We start from the raw sequence: 16609 nt of genomic DNA on the forward strand, positions 1-16609 counted from the left end.
TGCCCGTCGCGCCCCAAGGCGTCCAGCCGGAAGGGGACGCGGCGCGCCGGGAATGGAGTGGATAACTCAGGCCGCGCGCGAAAGAAGGAAGATTGCGTGCTCGGCCAGGAAGTTGGCCGCGGCCGTGCGGCAGGAGGTATCGCCCGAGAGGAACCAGTTGCCCTCGATGGTGATGCCCCTGTCCTTCAGCAACCTGCGGAAATCCTGGATGGTGACGTGGTGGATGTTGGGCGTCTGGTACCACACGACCGGCAGCATGCGGGTAATCGGCATGCGTCCACGCAGCAGAAGGGAGAGGCGTACGCGCCAGAAGGCGAAATTGGGAAAGCTGACGAAGGCCTTTTCGCCGATGCGCAGCAGTTCGTCGAGCACGAGGTCGGGGCGCATGGTCGTCTGCAGGGTCTGCGAGAGGATCGCATAGTCGACCGACTTGTCGGGATAGAACACGGTGTCCCGGTCGGCATCGCCCTGGATCACCGAGAGGCCCCGCGCGACGCAGGCACCCACGTTGGCGGGCACGAGTTCCATGCCGCGCGTATCGCAGTGCTTTTCATCGCGCAGCGCGGCCAGCAGCGTGCCGTCCCCGCAGCCCACGTCGAGCACGCTCGATCCGGCCGCGACGTTTTCGGCAATGACGGCAAGGTCGGGGCGAAGCGCGGTCATGGCGTATCTTCCAGCATCTGCTTCAGGGTGGGAGAGAGCCGCTCCATCAGGCGATCGGGGCGGCTCGGCGCGGCGAAGCCCAGCGGAGCGTAAACCTCGTGCGCGTCCCAGGTGGCGAGCGCGAAGCGGCGCACCTCGGCGTAGTCGGGATGGTCGAGAAACCAGCGCACGAGTGTACGGCCAAGACCCTGCCCGCGTGTATCCTCGTCCACCCAAACATCGGCCAGCCAGGCAAAGCTGGCGCGGTCGCTGATTGCGCGGGCAAAGCCGACCTGCTGCCCGTTCTCGGTGTCATAGGCGCCAAGGCAATGCGATCCGGCGATCTGGCGCTCGACCTTTTCCCGCGCGATGCCCGGCGTCCAATAGCTGGAGGCCAGCCAGCCGTGGATGCGCGCCACGTCGAGGCGCGATGGGTCATCGCTAAGGTCAATCATCCCAGGAACCCGGCCACCACGCGGTCCAGAGCGGGAACGTCGAGCAGGAAGGAATCGTGCCCGTAGGGGGCTGAGAGTTCGACGAAGCTGACAGGCTTTCCGGCCGCGTTGAGAGCCTGCACCACGGTGCGCGAGGCGGACGTGGGATAGAGCCAGTCGGTATCGAAGCTGACGAGGCAGAAGCGCGCCTTGGAACGCCGGAACGCGTTGGCAAGACGCCCGCCATGCTCCTCGGCGAGATCGAAGTAATCCATTGCGCGGGTGATGTAGAGGTACGAATTCGCATCGAAGCGGTTGGAGAACGAGATCCCCTGGTAGCGCAGGTACGATTCGATCTGGAAATCGGCATCGAAGCCGAAGGTCTTTTCCGAGCGATCCTGGAGGCGGCGGCCGAACTTCTTGGTCAGCCCTTCCTCGGACAGATAGGTGATGTGTGCGGCCATGCGGGCGACGGCAAGGCCCTTCTCCGGGCTATCCTCGAACCCGTAGTAGTCGCCCTCGCGCCAGGAATTGTCGGCCATGATGGCCTGTCGGCCCAGCTCGTGGAAGCCGATATTCTGGGCCGAGTGGCGCGCGGTCGAGGCGAGGACGAGGACCGCGCGGGCGCGCTCGGGGAAGTTGGCGGCGAGCGAGAGCGTCTGCATGCCCCCCATCGAGCCTCCGACCACCGCGTGAAGTGTGTCGATCCCGAGCGAATCGAGCAGCGCCACGTGGCCGCGCACCATGTCGCGGATGGTAATGACCGGAAAGCGCATGGCCCAAGGCTCGCCATCAGGGGCCAGGCTGGCCGGCCCGGTCGAGCCCATGCACGAGCCGATCACGTTGGCGCAGATGATGAAATAGCGGTCGGTATCGATGGGCTTGCCTGGGCCCACCATACGCACCCACCAGCCCGGCTTGCCGGTCAGGGGATGGTCCGAGACAACGTGGTGATCGCCCGTCAGCGCGTGGCAGATCAGGATCGCGTTGTCCTTGGCCGCGTTGAGGCGGCCGTGAGTCTCATAGGCGATTTCCACGCCGGGCAGCGTCTGGCCGCTGTCGAGCGTGAGTGGCTCATCGAGTGTGAGCACCTGGGTGGGATCAATGGTGTGTGCTGTAGCCATGGAAACTTTGTTTGACAGGGCTACAGCTTCCCGGATTAGACACCCGCTGTCAAACTCTGCGTGCCGCACCTGCGAAGCCCCTGCAGGAAGCTGATTTCATGCGGAAAAATGCGAACATTTGACCCGAAACAGGGTTCGGGCTGCGAATAGAGTTGAAACTTCTCTCATCTTTCTCGCACCTGCACCGCGCACAGCGCAGGGCTTGTCGAAATGACAGGTGCAATCGCGCCATGGCTGGGGTAAAGGCGCGCGCACTATGAGCGAAACCACGACGTCCAAGCCCGCCCCTGCCCCCAAGCCGTGGATCAAGGCGATCCATGCCTATGTCCCGGGCAAGTCGGCCGGAGCCGATGGCAAGCCGCTGATCAAGCTCTCAGCCAACGAGAACCCGCTGGGCACGAGCGAGGCCGCCCTCGCCGCCCGCCAGGAGACGGTACCGCCCTCGCTCTATCCCGATCCCGACAGCCGCGCGCTGCGCGAGGCGATTGCCGCGCGCCATGGCCTTGAAGCTGCGCGCGTGGTCATGGGCACCGGCTCGGACGAGATCCTGAATCTTGCCGCGCAAGGCTATGCCGGGCCGGGCGATGAGGTCATCTACGTGCGCTATGGCTTTGCGGTCTACGACATCGCGGCACGGCGCTGCGGCGCGGTGCCCGTTGTCGCGCCCGATGCGGACTACGGCACCGACGTCGATGCGCTGCTTGGCCGGGTTACCGAGAAGACCCGCGTGGTGTTCCTCGCCAACCCGAACAACCCGACCGGCTCGTACCTGCCCAAGGGCGAGATCGCGCGCCTGCACGCTGCACTTCCCTCCGACGTGCTGCTGGTGATCGACCAGGCCTATGGCGAATACGTCCCCGCCGAGGACGAGGACGGCGCCTTTGCGCTTGCCGCCACGCACGAGAACGTCCTTGTCACGCGCACCTTCTCCAAGATCTTCGGCCTTGCCGGCGAGCGCGTGGGCTGGGGCACCGGGGCGCCGGCGATCATCGATACGCTCAACCGCATCCGCGGCCCCTTCAACGTCTCGGTCACCGCGCAGGCGAGCGCGCTGGCCGCGCTCGGCGACACCGCGTTCATCGAGCGCAGCTTCACGCACAACCTGGAGGAACGCGCGCGCTTCGTGGGCAAGCTGGAGGCTCTGGGCAATCACGGCCTGCGCCCGCTGCCGAGCCAGGCCAACTTCGTCCTCGTCCTGTTCGAGGGCTCGCTCAGCGCCGAGGCCGCCTACAACGGCCTTGCCGAGCGCGGCTACATCGTGCGCTGGCTGCCGGGACAGGGCCTGCCCCAGGCGCTGCGCTTCACCATCGGCAAGCGCGTGGACATGGACGCCATGGCCGACGCACTGGCCGAAATGGCGGAGGCCGCCGGATGACCTTTTCGCAGATCGCCATCATCGGGCTTGGCCTCCAGGGCGGCTCGATCGGCCTTGCCATCCAGGAATACCTGCCCGAAGCGCGCGTCACCGGCTACGACCTCGATCCCGCCACGCGCGCCCGCGCGGCCGAGCGCAGCTTGTGCCACACCGTATGCGCCACGGCCGAGGAAGCGGTGGCCGAGGCCGAACTCGTCATCTTCTGCGTGCCGCCGGGCGCAATCGGCAAGGCCGCGCGGCCCTTGCGCGAGGCGATCCCGCCCGAATGCCTCGTCAGCGACGTGGGTTCGTCCAAGAAGCGTATCGCCGCGGACCTGGCGCAGGCTCTGCCCGATCACATCGTGATCCCCGCGCACCCCGTTGCGGGCACCGAGAATTCCGGCCCCGACGCCGGTTTCGCCTCGCTGTTCCAGGGTCGCTGGTGCATCGTCACCCCACCCGAACACACCGATCTCCTCAAGCTCACCACGCTGGTGGAGTTCTGGGAGACGCTGGGCGCCAACGTGGAACTGATGTCGCCCGAGCACCACGATCTCGTGCTTGCCGTCACCAGCCACCTGCCCCACCTCATCGCCTATACCATCGTGGGCACCGCCTCGGACCTGGAGGACGTGACGCAGAGCGAGGTCATCAAGTACTCGGCGGGCGGCTTCCGCGACTTCACGCGTATCGCCGCCTCGGACCCGACGATGTGGCGCGACGTCTTCCTGTCCAACAAGGAAGCGGTGCTGACCATGCTCCAGCGCTTCACCGAGGACCTGACCGCGCTCCAGCGCGCAATCCGGGTGGGCGACGGCGAGGCCCTGTTCGACCAGTTCACCCGCACCCGCGCCATCCGCCGCTCGATCATCGAGGAAGGCCAGGACGATTCGCGCCCCGACTTCGGACGCAGCGACCACGTGAAGAAGACAAAGAAAAGCTGACCGGCCGCGGAGCCATCGCGCCCCTCGCGCATTGAGCGGTGAGAGATCCGCTGCGGCGCGAGGGGCCCCATGGCAATTGCGATCGAGACCGAGCTTCACTACGCGCTGTCCGGCACGGCCGACATCCTCCTCCAGATCGAGGCGGCGATGATCCCCGAGCAGCTGGTGCGCGCGCCGTATATCGAGCTTCCTCCCAGCGACCATTTCGCCCGCGTGCCGGGCCAGGCCAGCATTGGCGAGCGGATCTGGCTACGCACCGACCAACCGCTCCACGTGCGCTACACCGCCGAGGTCGAGGTCCACCGCCTCGTCACCGAGATCGAGCCCCTGCCCGCAACGCCGCCGCATATGCTTCCCGGTGAGACGGTCGACTACCTCATGGCCTCGCGCTTCTGCCCAGCCGACACCTTTCAGGATTTCGTCGAGGAGACCTTTCCGGGCACGCAGGGCGGCGCGCGCGTCGCCGCCATTCGCGACTGGATCGCCGCGACGCTGTCCTACGAACCGGGCGCGAGCGATGCGCAGACCACGGCTGCCGACACATTCCACGCCGGCAAGGGCGTGTGCCGCGACTATGCGCACCTCATGATCGCGCTCACCCGGGCGAGCGCCATCCCTGCGCGCTTTGCCAGCGTCTACGGGCCCGACGTCGATCCGCCCGATTTCCACGCGGTCGCCGAAGTCTTCCTCAACGGGTGCTGGCACCTGGTCGATAGCACGGGAATGGCCAGAGCCAGCGAAATGGCCAAGATCGGCATCGGGCGGGATGCCGCCGACGCCTCGTTCCTCACCAGTTACGGCCAGCTCGAGCTTGTCCGCCAGAGCGTGGCCGTACGCCGCATCACAGACGCGGGAGCGTAACCCCGCGCTGGCCCATGTACTTGCCCGCACGGTCCGCGTAGCTCGTCTCGCACGGCTCGTTGCCCTTGAGGAACAGGAACTGGCACGCGCCTTCGTTGGCATAGATGCGCGCTGGCAGCGGCGTCGTGTTCGAGAATTCGAGCGTGACGTGGCCTTCCCAGCCCGGTTCCAGCGGAGTGACGTTCACGATGATCCCGCAGCGCGCATAGGTGCTCTTGCCAAGGCAGATGACCAGCACGTCCTTGGGCACGCGGAAATACTCGACCGTACGCGCCAGCGCAAAGGAGTTGGGCGGGATCACGCAGACGTCGGTCTCGCGGTCGACGAAGGAGTTGCTGGCAAAATCCTTGGGGTCGACGATCGCGGAATCGACGTTGGTGAAGATCTTGAACTCGGGCGCCACGCGCGCGTCGTAGCCGTAGGACGAAAGCCCGTAGGAGATGCAGCCATCGCGGCGCTGGGCCTCCACGAACGGCTCGATCATGCCGTTTTCGCGGGCCTGCTGCCGAATCCACTTGTCGCTCAGAATTGCCATGCGCGCGTGCATGCCCAAGGCCGCGGCAAGGAGCAAGCAGAACTGGTCCATGGCACCCCATCCACAGCCGATTTGTCCTTTGGGCCACCATGTATTGCCATCCTCCCCCGCCTCGCCCATGCCGGAGGGGATCGGGGCCATCATCGTGTAGGCATGTCCCGGCTGAGAGACGCGCCGCGCTCTTGCTTACACGGCAGGACCTCAATTGCGCATGGCCCTTTCCCAAACCACCGCCACGGCTCCCCTCGACACCAACTCCACTGACACCGGCCCCATCGACACCAGCAACGACGTGCTGCTGGGCACCGCCTTCGTGCCCGAGGGCGTGGAGATGCGCCTCGTCCAGCACGGCGATGCCTTCACCATCCTGCTCGAAGACACCGAGCTGATGAGCACCGAGGCCAACGCCTCGGAAGAGGCGCTGGCCGTGATGACCTGCGACATGCTTTCGGGCCGTCCGGGCGTGCAGATGCTGATCGGTGGCTATGGCATGGGCTTCACCCTGCGCGCCGCGCTCTCGGCCCTGCCCGCAGATGCTGGCGTGTGCGTGGCCGAGATCGTGCCCGAGATCATCACCTGGGCGCGCGGGCCCATGCACGAACTCACCGACGGCTGCCTCGACGATCCGCGCGTGATGGTCGTCGAAGATGACGTCGCCATGCTGATCGGCGCCGCGCGCGAGGGTTACGACGCGATCCTCCTCGACGTCGACAATGGCCCCGAAGGCCTCACCCGCTGGCAGAATGACGGGCTCTATTCGCCCGAGGGCCTCGCCGGCGCGCTGCGCGCGCTGCGCCCGGGCGGCATCCTGGCGGTCTGGTCGGCCTGGTTCGACCCTGCGTTCACCACGCGTCTGGAGGAAGCCGGCTTCACCGTGACCGCGCGCACCGTCGGCTCGCGCCCCAGCGGCACGTCCTACCCGCATACCCTGTGGTTCGCCCGCAAGCCTGCGGCGTAAGTCATCAAAGCAAAAAGGAATAAGTCCGAGGGCCATCGCCCTCGGGCTCCCCGAACCGTCCACCTCACCTTCCTTGCGCCACCTTGGCTGAGATTCGTGAGGCATCTTGTTTCGGGGCAAGGGGCGATGGCCCCTTGGTCATTCTTCTTGCGACGTTGTCCTTTTGACTTTCTAGCGCCACCAATCCATTTGCCCCCAATCGGCGAATGCTTATTCCCTGCTTAACACTCCGCTGATACAGCCCGTCTCATGACGCAGCCCGCCCGCATTCTCGTCGTCTTCGGCACGCGCCCCGAGGCGATCAAGCTGTTCCCCGTCATCCACGCGCTGAAGGCCGACCCGCGTTTCGAATGCGTGGTCTGTGTCTCGGCCCAGCATCGCCAGATGCTCGACCAGGTCCTGCAAATCGCCGGGATCGTGCCTGATCATGATTTGGACGTGATGCAGCCCGACCAGAGCCTCGATGCGCTGACCGCCCGGCTCCTGACCGGGCTCGGTGCGGTCATGGACACAGTGCGGCCTGCCCGGGTCATCGTGCAGGGCGATACGGCGACCGCGATGGCCGGCGGCCTTGCAGCCTACTACCGCCAGATCCCGGTCGACCATGTCGAGGCGGGCCTGCGCTCCTACAACATCTACCACCCCTGGCCCGAAGAGGTGAACCGCAAGATCATCGGGTCGCTGGCCAGCCTGCACTTCGCGCCCACCACCACCGCGCAAGGTGCCCTCGTAAAGGAAAACGTCGATCCCGCGCGCGTCCACGTGACCGGCAACACCGTGATCGATGCGCTGCACTGGGTTACCGCTGAGATCGCCGCGCGTCCCGAACTGGCGCAAGGCCTCGCCAAGCTGGAAGAGCGCTTTGCAGGAAAGCGGATCATCGGTGTCACCAGCCACCGGCGCGAGAATTTCGGCGAGGGCATGGAAGGCATCGCCAGCGCCATCCGCGAGATCGCCGCAAGGCCCGACACCGCCGTCATCTTCCCCGTCCACCTCAACCCCAACGTGCGCGCGGTCATGAACGCGCGGCTGGCGGGCCTTGCCAATGTCGCGCTGATCGAGCCGCTCGACTATCCGCACTTTGCCCGCCTGCTCACCCTGGCCGAGATCATGCTGACGGATTCGGGCGGCGTGCAGGAGGAAGCCCCCGCCCTTGGCAAGCCCGTCCTCGTCATGCGCGAGACGACCGAGCGGCCCGAGGGCGTTGCGGCAGGAACGGCCAAACTGGTCGGAACGGCGCCGGCGCGCATCGTTTCCGAAATCTCAACCCTGCTCGACGATAGGGGATCGTACGAGGCCATGGCGCGCGCGCACAATCCGTTCGGGGACGGAACCGCCGCACGCCGAATCCTGGAGCACATTGCACATGAAGTCGGAAACTAAGCCCAGCGTCTGCGTCGTCGGCCTTGGCTACATCGGCCTTCCCACCGCCGCGGTGATCGCGCGCGCGGGCTGCAAGGTGCTGGGCCTCGATGTCTCGCAAAGCGTGGTCGACACGATCAACCGGGGCGAGATCCACATCGAGGAAGTCGATCTCGACGGCCTGGTCCAGGGCGTGGTCGCGCGCGGGCTCCTCTCCGCCTCGACTGAGGTTGCCCCCGCCGATGTCTTCGTGATCGCGGTGCCCACCCCCTTCCACAAGGACGGTGCGCAGGGGGGCAAGCACGCGCCCGATGTCTCCTATGTTCTGGAAGCCGGACGCACCATCGCGCCTGTCCTCAAGCACGGCGACACGGTCATCCTGGAATCGACCTCTCCTGTGGGGACAACCGAGGAGCTGCGCGATCTCATCGCCAAGGCCCGTCCCGATCTCAAGATCCCGGGCCTCACGCACGAGACGCCCGACATCTCCATCGCCTACTGCCCCGAGCGCGTGCTGCCCGGGCGCATCCTGGAGGAACTGACCAACAACGACCGCTCGATCGGCGGCATCACGCCGCGCTGCGCGCGCAAGGCGCTCGCCTTCTACAAGCGCTTCGTACGGGGCGAATGCGTCACCACCGACGCGCGCTCGGCCGAGATGACCAAGCTTGTCGAGAACGCCTACCGCGACGTCAACATCGCCTTTGCCAACGAGCTTTCGATCGTCTCGGACGCGATGGGGCTGGATGTCTGGGAAGTGATCCGTCTTGCCAACCGCCACCCGCGTGTCAACATCCTGACGCCGGGGCCGGGCGTGGGCGGGCACTGCATCGCGGTCGACCCCTGGTTCATCGTCCACGGCGCGCCCGAGGAAACGCCGCTCATCCGCACCGCCCGCGGGGTCAACGACCACAAGATGCACCATGTGATCTCCAAGGCCGAAGGGCTTATCGAGGCGCACCCGGACGCGAAGGTTGCGTGCCTGGGCCTCGCCTTCAAGGCCAACATCGACGACTTTCGCGAGAGCCCGGCGCGCTTCATCACCAGTCGCCTTGTCCGCAAGTTCGGCCCGCGCATCCACGTGGTCGAGCCCTACGCAGAGGAACTCCCGATAGAGTTCACCGATACCGGCGTCGCGCAGATCGACATCGACGAGGCGCTGGAGACCTGCGACATCTTCATCGTCCTGGTCGACCACGACGTGTTCAAGGTCGTCCCGCTGGCCGAACGGACCGAAAAGCTCGTCTACGACACGCGTGGCATCTGGCCCGACCAGCCACGCGCGGTGCGCGAGGACGCCGCCAGGCTCAAACTTGCGCTCTAGGATTTCCGATTAAATCTCACGCCCGTTAACTTGTTACTGCCCTATTCATCCAAAATGGGTTAGGTTTATATTTGCAGGACTAAGGTAAAAGCCCTAGTCACCGGCAACCTTGCAAAAAATTAATCGGGGCGTTGCATGGACCAGGCACAAGACAAGATCGCTCGCGCACATGGCTTGCTTCGCGAAGCCCTCATCCTGCTCGACGAACGCGAGTTCCTCGTGGAGGCCGCTTTCGTCCAGTCCGCGCTCGATCGCATGAGCGAGACGATTACCGCCCTGCATCCCGATCTTGCCATCTCTCCCGAAGGCTCAGTCGAGCGTCTGCCCGGGCGCTGATCCACCACGCAGATCTAAGAAAAGGCGCGCTGCGGAGCTGTCCGCGGCGCACCTTTTTGTTTGCAAGCGAGGAAAGGTGCGGCGCGGGAAAGGCCCACGCCGCACGCCTTCGATCAGGACGGATCGATGCCCGAAGGCTTTTCCTTGCCCTTGGCGATGCGGAACACCGTGCCCGAGAGCAACGCCACCGCCAGAAGGTTGGGCAGTGCCATCGAAGCGTTCGAGATGTCCCCCATGCGCCAGACCAGCTCGAGCGGCTGCGCCGCACCGATCACCACGCCCACGCAGTAGATCACGCGCCAGAGCATGTGCAGGATCTTCTCGCCGCGCGCGCTGGAACCCGGAACCAGATCGTAGAGGAAGGTGATCGTGCGCTCGCCGTAATAGCTGAAGGTCAGCATGGTCGAGAACACGAACATGATCAGCGCAATCGAGGCGACCACCGAGCCCAGCGGGACACCGGCGATGAGGGTCGGGAACGCGGCTGCAAAGGCGCCCGAGGTCATCGCAAAGCCGGTGAGATCCGACTGCCAGGCGTGCGCCACGGCCTGTCCGCCAGCGGTGAAATCACCCTCCACGGTCAGGATCACCAGCGCGGTCATGGTGCAGATCACGATGGTGTCGAGGAAGGTGCCCATCATCGCCATGCGGCCCTGGACTTCCGGGTCGCGGGTCTGGGCGACGGCGTGCGCCATCGGGGTGGTGCCCTGCCCGGCCTCGTTCGAGAAGAGGCCGCGGGCAACACCAGCGCGCAGCGCGATAAGGACGCCAGCCCCCGCAAAGCCGCCCATGGCCGACTGCGGAGAAAACGCGCCGTTGAAGATGCGGGCGAAGGATTCGGGAATGTCCTGCGCATCGAGAATGAGCGCGATGAGCGCCATCACGAAGTAGGCCAGGCCCATGAACGGCACGACCTTTTCGGCCACTGCGCCAATCGACTTGATGCCGCCGACGATGACCACGAAGACCAGCACGGCCGCGATCAGGCCGCCCAGCCACTCCTCGATGCCGAACAGCTCGTTCATCGAATCGGCCAGCGCGTTCGACTGGATGACATTGCCGGTGATGATGGTCGAGCACAGCGCGCCGATACAGAAGATCACCGCCAGCCAGGTCCAGCCGGGCCCGAGGCCGCGCACGATGTAGGTCATCGGACCGCCGCGCCAGCTGCCATCGGGGCCCCGTTCACGGTAGCGGATGGCAAGCGAACCTTCGGCGAAGGCCAGCGCCATGCCGATGAGCGCGGTCACCCACATCCAGAAGATCGCGCCGGGGCCACCCAGCGCGAGCGCGGTGGCGACACCGGCCATGTTGCCCGTGCCAACCTGGCCCGAAAGCGCGGTCGACAGCGCGGCGAACGGACTGATCTCGCCGGTTTCGCCCTTCTGGCTCTTGGCAAAGAGCCCGGCAAAGGCACTGCCCAGCTTGCGCAGCGGATAGAAGCGCAGGCCAATCATCATGTAGAGGCCAATGCCCAGCAGCACGATCACCATGGGCGGGAACGGGAGCACTTCCTCCCCGTTCCAGGTGCCACCCCAGATGAAATCCGAGATGTTGGTGATGCGGTCGATCAGGCTCGGCTCACCGGGCGCCTGCCCTGCCGCGGCCAGAACGGTCAACGAATCCATTCGTGCTAGTCTCCAGTCTGCAACCCCCTGTGCGCAGCGCCCACGCGCCTGCGCACCCCCGCCGGATATCGAGCGAGAACCGGGCGAATGTGCAAGGACATCCCCGCTTGCGCAACCGTCCAGCAGCGCAAAGCGGCAATTTACGCGACTTTCGAAAGTTTATGAAGGTTTGAAGACGCGCCCGCGCACGATTCCCCATGCGAAACGCGCATAAACCAAATTTTCCGTCGCAGCCATACAGGCGGGATCACCCGTTGCGCTCAAATTCCGGCGTACCAGGCGTAGTCGCCCACGTCCTCCCAGTACCCGCCCTTGCCCCCGTAGATGCCCTGGAGGCTGTCCACGGCGACGATCCGGGTGACGAACTTGGCGTGCTTGTAGCCCAGCTGGCGCTCGACCCGCAGGCGCAAGGGCGCCCCGTGCGCCTCTTCGAGCGGGGCGCCGTTCATCTGCCAGGCCAGAATCGTCTGGGGATGGAAGGCATCGGCCAGATCGATCGATTCATAGTAGGGACGCCCATGATAGAGGTCCGCGCAGTGGAAGACGATGTAGCGCGCCTTATCGGACACACCGGCGAGCCGGAGCAGCCCGCCAAGCTGGGGCCCCTGCCACTGGCCGATCGCGCTCCACCCCTCGACACAGTCGTGTCGGGTGATCTGGCTGCGCTGGGGCAGGTCCTTGAGCGCGGCGAGCGAGAGATCGAGCGGGCGGGCCACCAGACCTTCGACGCGCAAGGTCCAGCCAGCGAAACCCTCGCCCAGCTGGCGGCGGTAGGCGGCATCGGCCACGCCCCGACTGCCGTTGGCACGAAAACGCGGCGAGAGGTCGGCGCGGCTGTACTCGCGCGCCAGTGCCTCGCCGCCAAGCGCGCGCTGGCTCCAGCGGTGCAGGTCCTCGGCGCGGGTGAGGACATCCTTGGCCGCGTCCGCGCGCCACAGGTCATCGCACCCGGACAGGGCAAGGCCGCCTGCCGCCACGGCGCCGCCACGAAGAAGGCCCCGGCGCGAGAGGGCAAGACCGCCACGGGGGCGCAGGATCCGGCTCACGTCGCGCCCTCCTCAAGTCGCATCCGCCCAGTCACGATGGCCCGCAGATGCTTGAGAGGGCCTGCCAGCACCACCATGGCCATGTGCACACCAAAGAAGAGCACAAGGCCGAAGGCGAAGAGAAAGTGCAGCGACCGCGCGGTCTGACGCCCGCCCACGGCCTGGGTCAGGAGCGGCGCCCAGGCGTCCGTGCCCGGCGACATGGCAAGCCCGGTTGCGATCATGCCCGGCAGCAGGATGAAGAGCACACCGGCATAGGCGAGCTTTTGCAGGACCGAGTAATACCGCGCGGCCTCGCCCTTGGGAAAGCGCAGCCGCGCATGGGCCTTCACGTCCTGCCAGAGCGTGCGCGGGTGCCATTCGCGGCGCGTGATATGAAGATCGCGCCTCAGATGGCCGTTCACCAGCGACCAGAGGAGATAGCCCAGCAGCCCCAGCGCGAGCACCCAGGCGAAGGCCAGATGCCAGATCCGCGCCAGCGCCAGGCTGTAGCGCGAGGGCAACGTCATCCAGTAGGGGAAGGCGCGGCGTTGCAGGCGTCCGTCCTGATCCTCCCACAATCCCAGCACGCCGGTTGTCTCGACGCGGGAATTGGCGATCTGCACGAAACCGAACTCGCGCGCGCCAATCCGCGCCGAGGAGACCTTGAACCAGGGCGCATCGTAGTTCGCACCGTATTCGCCCCAGTAGAGGCGCGGGTGCGCGTTGAAGATCATCAGCCCGCTCATCAGGAGGACAAGCAAAGTCAGCGCGTTGACCGCGTGCCACAGCCGCGTGGAGAGGCGGTGGCGCAGGATCACCCTGCCCCCATCCTGCGCGCTGTCCTGTGCCTCGGTGCCTGCCACGCTTGCTCCTTTGTGCCCTGTTATGCCCCGATCAGATGAACCGCGACTTGCCGGTGGTGCGGGCGGCGGCGGTGCTCGGCGAGGTAGATGCCCTGCCAGGTGCCCAGCGCGAGACGGCCCTGCACGATAGGGATCTGCAGGTTCACACCGGTCAGAATCGCGCGAAGGTGCGCGGGCATGTCATCGGGCCCCTCGTCGTCATGGCGGTAGTGGGGACCTTCGGGGGCGAGGCGCTCCAGCCAATCGACAATGTCCGGGCGCACTTCGGGCGCCGCGTTTTCCTGGATCAGCAGCGAGGCCGAGGTATGGCGGCACAGCAGCGTGAGCAGCCCCTGCTCCACCTGCGCGCCGCGCGCCCAGTCCACCACCTCGCGGGTAATCTCGACAAGACCGCATCCGGCGGTTGCAAAAGTCAGAATGTCGCTTGCCTGTTTCATGATCTGTCCTGTGTGCCTGCCCCCGCGCGCGCCTGCAAGCACCCCGCTTCGTGCATTTTTGACCATTTGGTGGAACCATTTGCGGTCTCCATGTGTCTAACCCCAAGAGCCGGAACCGCTGAGTTCCGTGTTTGCGCGCAAGCTCTCGGGGGACATTCACCTTGATACACGGCAATCGGGCCCCACGCCCGGCACGGTCGGTCGAACAGGCCTCGCGCATCGCGGGGTTTTTCCGCAAGGGCGATTGCCTTGGAAAGCAATTTCGCTATCGCAGCATCGTGCCCTACGCCTGCAAGTCCCCCTTCCCCCGCCCTTCCCTTGCTCCTGCCGCTCTTGCGCTGACCTGCGCGCTGGCCCTGTCCGCCTGCGCGGGCACCACCGAGCGCACCACGCCCGCCTCCACGCTGGCCCCGATGCCCGCCGCCGCGCGCGAACCGACAGAGCTCTACTGGTGGCGCAGCGCGGGCGATCCGCTGCTCGCCGAACTGGTCGAGACGGGCCTTGCGCAGAACCGCGACCTCACCTGCCAGGCGCTCTCGCTGCGCCGCGCCAACGAACGCGCCCGCACGCACGCACGGCGCATCGACACGCGTATCGGGCGCCTGTTCGACACGCGCGGCACCGATGTCGACACCGCCGAGGAGGCCGCCCGCGCCTTTACCTATGCCGACCGGCGCGCCGACCTCGCCGCACGGATCGCCCGCAGCTACATCGCGACGCGCGAGCTGCAGGAGATGCTGGACGCGCACGAAGAGACCCTCGCCACCACCCGCGACAATGCCGAAATCGCCGCCTTCCGCGAGGAAGCCGGCCTCGTCTCGGGCGTCGACACCGGTCTTGCCGGAACCGCGCTGGCGGCCAGCAACGATGATATCGGCACCCTCCAGATCCGCTACGAGGAGAGCCGCCATGCGCTCGCGCAGCTGGTCGGCCTCAGCGACGTGGCGCTGGAGGCCAAGCTCGGCGAAACCGGACAGGTGCCCGACATTGGCACGCTCCCGCCCGAAGAGACCACCCCTGAGGACATTGCGCGGCGCGCGGACCTCCTCGCGCTCGAACGCCGCCTCATCGCGCATCTGATCGAAAGCAGGGTGAGCGACGAGGACCTCGCCGCCGCGCTGGCCGATCTGAAGGACCCTGCCGTGCCAACCGAAACCGACACCGCGACACCTGCGCGCGCGGTGGTCCGCCAGTGGCGCGAAGCGCGCGACGCCGCGCTCAACGAACTGGCCACCAGCCGCGACCGCATGGCGCTCTCGGCCGAGCGGCAGACCAAGTTGGAAGACGCCATGAGCAGGGCTCGCGACACGGTCGAGGACGCGCGCCTGGCCTATCGCACCGGCACCGGCACGATGGCCACGCTCTATGTCGCGGAGGACGCCATGCGCAAACTGAGCGACGCGCGCATTTCCGCGCGTTCGGCCCGCGCGCAGGCGACCATCGGCAGCTGGGATGCGCAAGGGTTAGGCTGGTCCGAGGCCGACCTCGATCCCCCCGCCCCTCCCGCCGACGGCCCGGAGGTGCTGGTCTGTGAGTAATCCCGAAACGCCCGGTACCCAGAGCTCGGACAGCTCGCTCGACACGTTCCTGGGCGCAGCGCCCCGCCGGGGCCGCCGCCAGCTCATCAGCTTTGTCGTCCTCGTCCTCGCCGTCATCGCGATTGCCACGCTCTTCGTGCGCTTCGTCGCGGGCAACGATGATCCCTACTACATCGCCAGCATCACAAGCGGCGATTTCGTTCCACGCCTCTCCGAAGCGGGCATGGTCCACGGCGCCGAGGAACTGCCGATCCGCGCGCGCCTCGATGGACGCCTCGCCGATCTGCCGGTGAAATCCGGCGACATGGTAAAATACGGACAGATCCTTGCCCGGATCGAAGCCCCCGGCGGGGACGAGACGCTGGCCGCCCACGAGGCGCGCCTGGCTTCGGCGCAGGCCGATGTCGCGGCCGCCGAAGTCTCCGTCTCGGAGACATCGACGCGTCTGGCCCGCTTCGAGCGGGTCTGGCGCGAATCCGACCACCGCGTGCCCTCCACCAACGAAATGGAAGGTGCCCGCGCCGACGCCCGCCGCGCCCGTGAGGGCCTTGCCGCCGCGCAAGGACGCCGCGATGCCGCGCAAAGCGACGTCGAGGCCGAGAAGGAGCGCGCCCGTGGCCGTGTGATCCGCGCGCCCTTCGACGGCAAGGTCGTCGTCCACGATCTCAGCCAGGGCCAGAGCGTGCTGCAGGACATGCTGCTCTTCACGCTGGTCCATCCCGGCAGCCAGCTGACCTTACGCGTGCCGCTTGCCAGCGAGGCGGCGATGGCGCTGGAGCCGGGCGCCGAGGCCAGCGTGCGGCTCGAAGCCCAGCCCGATGCTACCCACACCGCCGTCCTCGACCGGATCGAGGATGCAAGTGGCCAGCGCGTGGCGCACTTTCGTCTGACCGGCGAAACCCAAGGCGTCGAGCCGGGCATGGCCGCGCGCGTCGAGGTGGCGCTGGCGCCGCGCAGCAACGTCCTGCTCGTTCCCGACGCTGCGCTGGAGTTCCGCCCGGACAACGCGGGCGAAGCGATGGACGGACGCGATTCGATCTACCTCGTGGGAGAGGATGGCAACCCGCGCCGCGTTTTCGTGACCGCGGGGGGCAGCGACGGCGGGCGCACCGAGGTGTTCTCGTCGCAGCTTGAGGCCGGTGATGATGTCATCATCGGCTGGCGCGAGGCGCCCCAGGCGCCCGCCGCAACAGGGACCTGACGCAAGCCATGAAACCGGGGGCACCAGACCGGAGTTCACG

Annotated in this window: 17 protein-coding genes; 9 read left to right on the top strand and 8 right to left on the bottom strand. The window is 66.6% G+C overall.

Annotated features, from left to right (window positions below):
- Nucleotides 1-66: 66 nt before the first annotated feature.
- From metW to metX, 3 genes are read right to left on the bottom strand one after another with little or no spacing between them, the layout of a single operon-like run.
- Complete coding sequence (gene metW, locus MTR65_RS07400) at nt 67-663, bottom strand: methionine biosynthesis protein MetW (RefSeq protein ID WP_226632790.1); 597 nt, start codon at nt 661-663, stop codon at nt 67-69.
- Nucleotides 660-1097: a GNAT family N-acetyltransferase gene (locus MTR65_RS07405; protein ID WP_243798682.1), complete on the bottom strand. Its 438-nt coding sequence runs from the start codon at nt 1095-1097 to the stop codon at nt 660-662. The genes metW and MTR65_RS07405 overlap by 4 nt, the downstream gene beginning before the upstream one ends.
- Entirely contained in the window at nt 1094-2200 is a 1107-nt protein-coding gene (metX, locus tag MTR65_RS07410) for a homoserine O-acetyltransferase MetX (RefSeq protein ID WP_243798684.1), read from the bottom strand. The genes MTR65_RS07405 and metX overlap by 4 nt, the downstream gene beginning before the upstream one ends.
- A gap of 256 nt (nt 2201-2456) precedes the next feature.
- Here metX and hisC point away from each other — a divergent pair, with 256 nt between their 5' ends.
- The 3 genes from hisC (at nt 2457) to MTR65_RS07425 (ending at nt 5359) form a co-directional block, all read left to right on the top strand.
- Entirely contained in the window at nt 2457-3575 is a 1119-nt protein-coding gene (gene hisC / locus MTR65_RS07415; RefSeq protein WP_243798686.1) for a histidinol-phosphate transaminase, read from the top strand.
- On the top strand, nt 3572-4498 hold the full coding sequence (locus MTR65_RS07420) for a prephenate/arogenate dehydrogenase family protein (RefSeq protein ID WP_243798688.1): 927 nt from the start codon (nt 3572-3574) through the stop codon (nt 4496-4498). The genes hisC and MTR65_RS07420 overlap by 4 nt, the downstream gene beginning before the upstream one ends.
- A 69-nt stretch (nt 4499-4567) precedes the next feature.
- The gene (locus MTR65_RS07425; protein ID WP_243798691.1) at nt 4568-5359 is read left to right on the top strand and encodes a transglutaminase-like domain-containing protein; all 792 of its coding nucleotides are present in this window, start codon (nt 4568-4570) and stop codon (nt 5357-5359) included.
- On the opposite strand, the gene dcd is transcribed toward MTR65_RS07425, so the two are convergent.
- Nucleotides 5340-5894: a dCTP deaminase gene (dcd, locus tag MTR65_RS07430; RefSeq protein WP_226633614.1), complete on the bottom strand. Its 555-nt coding sequence runs from the start codon at nt 5892-5894 to the stop codon at nt 5340-5342. The two genes, MTR65_RS07425 and dcd, sit on opposite strands and share 20 nt — an antisense overlap.
- 331 nt (nt 5895-6225) lie before the next feature.
- On the opposite strand from dcd, the gene MTR65_RS07435 reads away from it, so the two are divergent.
- From MTR65_RS07435 to MTR65_RS07450, 4 genes are all read left to right on the top strand, one after another.
- On the top strand, nt 6226-6852 hold the full coding sequence (locus MTR65_RS07435) for a spermidine synthase (RefSeq protein WP_243798814.1): 627 nt from the start codon (nt 6226-6228) through the stop codon (nt 6850-6852).
- 249 nt (nt 6853-7101) lie between these two features.
- The gene (gene wecB / locus MTR65_RS07440; protein ID WP_243798693.1) at nt 7102-8235 is read left to right on the top strand and encodes a non-hydrolyzing UDP-N-acetylglucosamine 2-epimerase; all 1134 of its coding nucleotides are present in this window, start codon (nt 7102-7104) and stop codon (nt 8233-8235) included.
- A complete protein-coding gene (gene wecC / locus MTR65_RS07445; protein WP_243798696.1) occupies nt 8219-9538 on the top strand; it encodes a UDP-N-acetyl-D-mannosamine dehydrogenase in 1320 nt (439 codons plus the stop codon). Before wecB ends, wecC begins: the two co-directional genes overlap by 17 nt.
- Nucleotides 9539-9673: 135 nt before the next feature.
- Nucleotides 9674-9874 (top strand): hypothetical protein, encoded by a 201-nt coding sequence (locus tag MTR65_RS07450; RefSeq protein WP_226632776.1) that lies wholly within the window; start codon nt 9674-9676, stop codon nt 9872-9874.
- Nucleotides 9875-9987: 113 nt separating this feature from the next.
- Here MTR65_RS07450 and MTR65_RS07455 read toward each other — a convergent pair whose 3' ends face one another.
- The 4 genes from MTR65_RS07455 to MTR65_RS07470 form a co-directional block, all read right to left on the bottom strand.
- Nucleotides 9988-11502, bottom strand: a complete 1515-nt coding sequence (locus tag MTR65_RS07455; protein ID WP_226632774.1) for an alanine/glycine:cation symporter family protein — start codon at nt 11500-11502, stop codon at nt 9988-9990.
- Nucleotides 11503-11762: 260 nt separating this feature from the next.
- Nucleotides 11763-12548, bottom strand: coding sequence for a molybdopterin-dependent oxidoreductase (locus MTR65_RS07460; protein ID WP_243798698.1), 786 nt, complete (start codon nt 12546-12548; stop codon nt 11763-11765).
- Nucleotides 12545-13393, bottom strand: a complete 849-nt coding sequence (locus tag MTR65_RS07465) for a cytochrome b/b6 domain-containing protein (protein WP_243798700.1) — start codon at nt 13391-13393, stop codon at nt 12545-12547. The genes MTR65_RS07460 and MTR65_RS07465 overlap by 4 nt, the downstream gene beginning before the upstream one ends.
- 20 nt (nt 13394-13413) lie before the next feature.
- On the bottom strand, nt 13414-13830 hold the full coding sequence (locus MTR65_RS07470; RefSeq protein ID WP_243798702.1) for a secondary thiamine-phosphate synthase enzyme YjbQ: 417 nt from the start codon (nt 13828-13830) through the stop codon (nt 13414-13416).
- Nucleotides 13831-13991: 161 nt separating this feature from the next.
- Here MTR65_RS07470 and MTR65_RS07475 point away from each other — a divergent pair, with 161 nt between their 5' ends.
- Both MTR65_RS07475 and MTR65_RS07480 read left to right on the top strand, forming a co-directional pair.
- Entirely contained in the window at nt 13992-15368 is a 1377-nt protein-coding gene (locus tag MTR65_RS07475; RefSeq protein WP_243798705.1) for a TolC family protein, read from the top strand.
- Nucleotides 15361-16569, top strand: coding sequence for an efflux RND transporter periplasmic adaptor subunit (locus MTR65_RS07480; protein ID WP_243798708.1), 1209 nt, complete (start codon nt 15361-15363; stop codon nt 16567-16569). Before MTR65_RS07475 ends, MTR65_RS07480 begins: the two co-directional genes overlap by 8 nt.
- Nucleotides 16570-16609: the final 40 nt, after the last annotated feature.

Source organism: Novosphingobium mangrovi, from assembly GCF_022818885.1.
GTDB lineage: Bacteria > Pseudomonadota > Alphaproteobacteria > Sphingomonadales > Sphingomonadaceae > Novosphingobium > Novosphingobium mangrovi.